The 2908-nt window shown below is 67.6% G+C and carries 2 protein-coding genes; one reads left to right on the top strand and one right to left on the bottom strand.

The window, feature by feature from the left end; all coding sequences use genetic code 11:
* Positions 1-1156: GGDEF domain-containing protein (locus tag FKP22_RS26110; protein WP_141290774.1), on the bottom strand; the 1156-nt coding region annotated here is incomplete at its 3' end.
* A 571-nt stretch (positions 1157-1727) separates the two neighbouring features.
* On the opposite strand from FKP22_RS26110, the gene FKP22_RS26105 reads away from it, so the two are divergent.
* On the top strand, positions 1728-2908 hold a 1181-nt coding region (locus FKP22_RS26105; RefSeq protein ID WP_141290772.1), incomplete at its 3' end, for a DEAD/DEAH box helicase.

The raw sequence follows: 2908 nt of genomic DNA, 5'->3' as shown, positions 1-2908 counted from the left end.
CCGGTTGCGCCAGCGCAATCTGGCACCGACCGGCGCGCTTGGCGGCATACAGCGCCGCGTCGGCCTGGCGGTAGAGGTGATCGGCATTGCAGCGGCTGTCGCTGCCAGCCACCACCAGCCCGGCCGAAAACGCGACCTCGATCGGCTGGCCGTCGGCCCCGTGCAGGCCGATCAGCCGCGTCGCCTGCAGGATGTCCTCGGCCAGGCGGCGCGCACCGGCCTCGTCAGTCGCCGGCAGGATCAGGCCGAACTCCTCGCCGCCCAGGCGGCAGAACACGTCGGACGCGCGCAGCCGCGAGCGCACGGTCTCGGCGAACAGGCGCAGCGCCTCGTCGCCGGCGCGGTGGCCGTGGTTGTCGTTGATGTGCTTGAAGTGGTCCAGGTCCATCAGCACGAAGGCGACCGGCAATTCGTCGCGCTGGCCGCGCTGCAGTTCGTGCTGCAGCAGGGCATCGGCGGTGCTGCGGTTGAAGCAGCCGGTCAGGCCGTCGTGCGTGGCCAGCACTTCCAGGCGCTGCGCGGTGCGCTCCATGCCGGCCAGCAGAAAGCCCCAGCCGGTGGTCATCAGCGTCAGGAAAGCGGCCAGGAAGGTCAGGCCCTGGCCCAGGCTGGGCTGGGTCAGGGCCTGGTAGTCGGCAGGGTGGAACCAGGCGTGCCAGGCCCGGCAGACCAGGGCCAGCACCGTCAGCGCAAAACCGGTGCCGACCATCAACAGCGAGCGCTCGGCCGCAGCCCTGTGCCGGAAGACCAGCCAGACCGCCGGCAGCAGGCAGGCGGCATAGACCAGCGAGAGCACCGAAGTGCGCTGGCTGAGCGGCCAGTCCAGCATGGCCAGGATGGGCAGCGCGGCAGCCAGCCAGCCCCAGCGCAAGGCCAGCGGCAGGGGCTGCTCTGTCACGAAGACCCAGACGGCCTGGCTGAACAGCCCGGCCCCCAGGCACAACAGCAGGTTGCCGATCAGCACGGACAGCGGCAGCGGCACCCAGGCCCGCGCGATCAGCGCAAGGAATCCACCCACCATTGCCCAGTTGCCTGCGACCCAGCAAGCCATTGCCGGTTGGTCGCGCCAGCTGGGCCTGGACAGCCCCATCTGCAGCGCGAGCAGAAGGAAGCCCAGTGTCAAGGCTGCGATCAGGGTCGGGATGTGCAGCGTCATGGCGGCTGGTGCGGACTCCGCCCCGGGGTTGCAAAAGGATGGGAACAGCCCACGGCAGGTCACAAGCGCAACACGTTGCCGGCCTGCCTCGGCACCGTGAGATTAATCACGCATTGGAGCGCAGGAAAAGGGGTGCAAAGATTCAGGGTTTACGCTAGAATCCATAGCTTCGACGACTGCAGCCGTCTGTACAAGCTCAAAAGCGCCTCAACAGCGTGGTGTGCTTGGCAGCGTGAACGCAACAAGGCAAGACCCGGCAGGCCGCCAACCACTTCACGGTGATGGGCAGCAAACGGCCGGGGCCAGGTTCGCAAGAACCGGGTATTTTCCAGCCCACCCGTTGTGTCGCGCAAAGCGATGCGCCCGTCGGATTTCGTCCATCCCCTTCGACCTCCCGGTTTTGGTGCCGCCCTTTTGGGGTGAGCGTTGCAGCAGGTCTTGCCTTTGGCCTTTGCACTTTGCGGTGCATCGGATCGTTGGCAGACGCGGTCGGTGGCGATGTTTTTATGCCCCACCGCGTGCCCAAGCTGGTTGCCAACTGTGCAACGGACGGCCGCTGAGGATCGAATCCATGACTTTTGAAACCTTGGGCCTCGACGAGGCCCTGGTGCGCGCCTTGACCGCCGCCGGCTATGAAAACCCCACCGACGTGCAATCGCGAGCCATTCCGGCCGCCCTTGCCGGCCGTGACCTGCGCGTGTGCTCCAACACCGGCAGCGGCAAGACCGCAGCCTTCGTGCTGCCGGCACTGATGAAGGTGCTGGCCGCTCGCCAGGACCCGGCCCAGAAGCCCAAGAAGGGCGAAGTGCGCGGCCCGCGCATCCTCGTGCTGGTGCCCACCCGTGAACTGTCGATGCAGGTGGCCAAGGCCGCTTCCAGCTACGGCCGTTTCGTCAATTACCTGAGCGTGACCAGCGTGGTCGGCGGCGTGCCCTACCCGGCGCAGCTGAAGGCCCTGCGCAGCCCGCTGGACATCCTGATCGCGACCCCGGGCCGCCTGATCGACCACATCGGCAGCGGCAAGGCCGTGCTGGAAAACGTCGAGATGCTGGTGCTGGACGAAGCCGACCGCATGCTGGACATGGGCTTCATCGAGGACATCGAGCACATCGCCGAACAGCTGCCCGCCGGCCGCCAGACCCTGATGGCCAGCGCCACCTTCGCCGGTGAAGTCGGCCGCCTGGCCCAGCGCCTGCAGAAGGATGACGTCGAGCGCATCGAGATCACCAACCACACCGAGAAGCACGAGAACATCTCGCAGGAAATCATGTGGGCCGATGACCTCGACCACAAGCACGCCCTGCTGGACCACATCCTGACCGACCGCGATGTCGACCAGGCCGTTGTCTTCACCAGCACCCAGATCGACGCCGACCGCCTGGCCGACCGCCTGAACGAAATGGGCCACTCGGTCGCCGCGCTGCACGGCGGCATGCCGCAAGGCCGCCGCAACCGCGTGCTGCAAGGCCTGCGTTCGCGCCATGTGCGCATCCTGGTCGCCACCGACGTGGCCGCCCGCGGCATCGACGTGCCGACCATCACGCACGTCATCAACTACGGCCTGCCGCTGAAGGCCGAGGACTATGTGCACCGCATCGGCCGCACCGGCCGTGCCGGCCGCTCTGGCCGTGCGATCACGCTGGCCGAGCGCCGGGATGTGTCGATGATCCGCCGCATCCAGCACTACACCACGCTGCCGATCCCGGTCGCCGTCGTGGCCGGCCTGGAACCCAGCCGCCCGGCGCCTGACAT

It is taken from the genome of Ideonella azotifigens, assembly GCF_006519715.1.
Lineage (GTDB): Bacteria > Pseudomonadota > Gammaproteobacteria > Burkholderiales > Burkholderiaceae_C > Ideonella > Ideonella azotifigens.
This window is presented reverse-complemented; position numbering and strand designations above follow the sequence as displayed.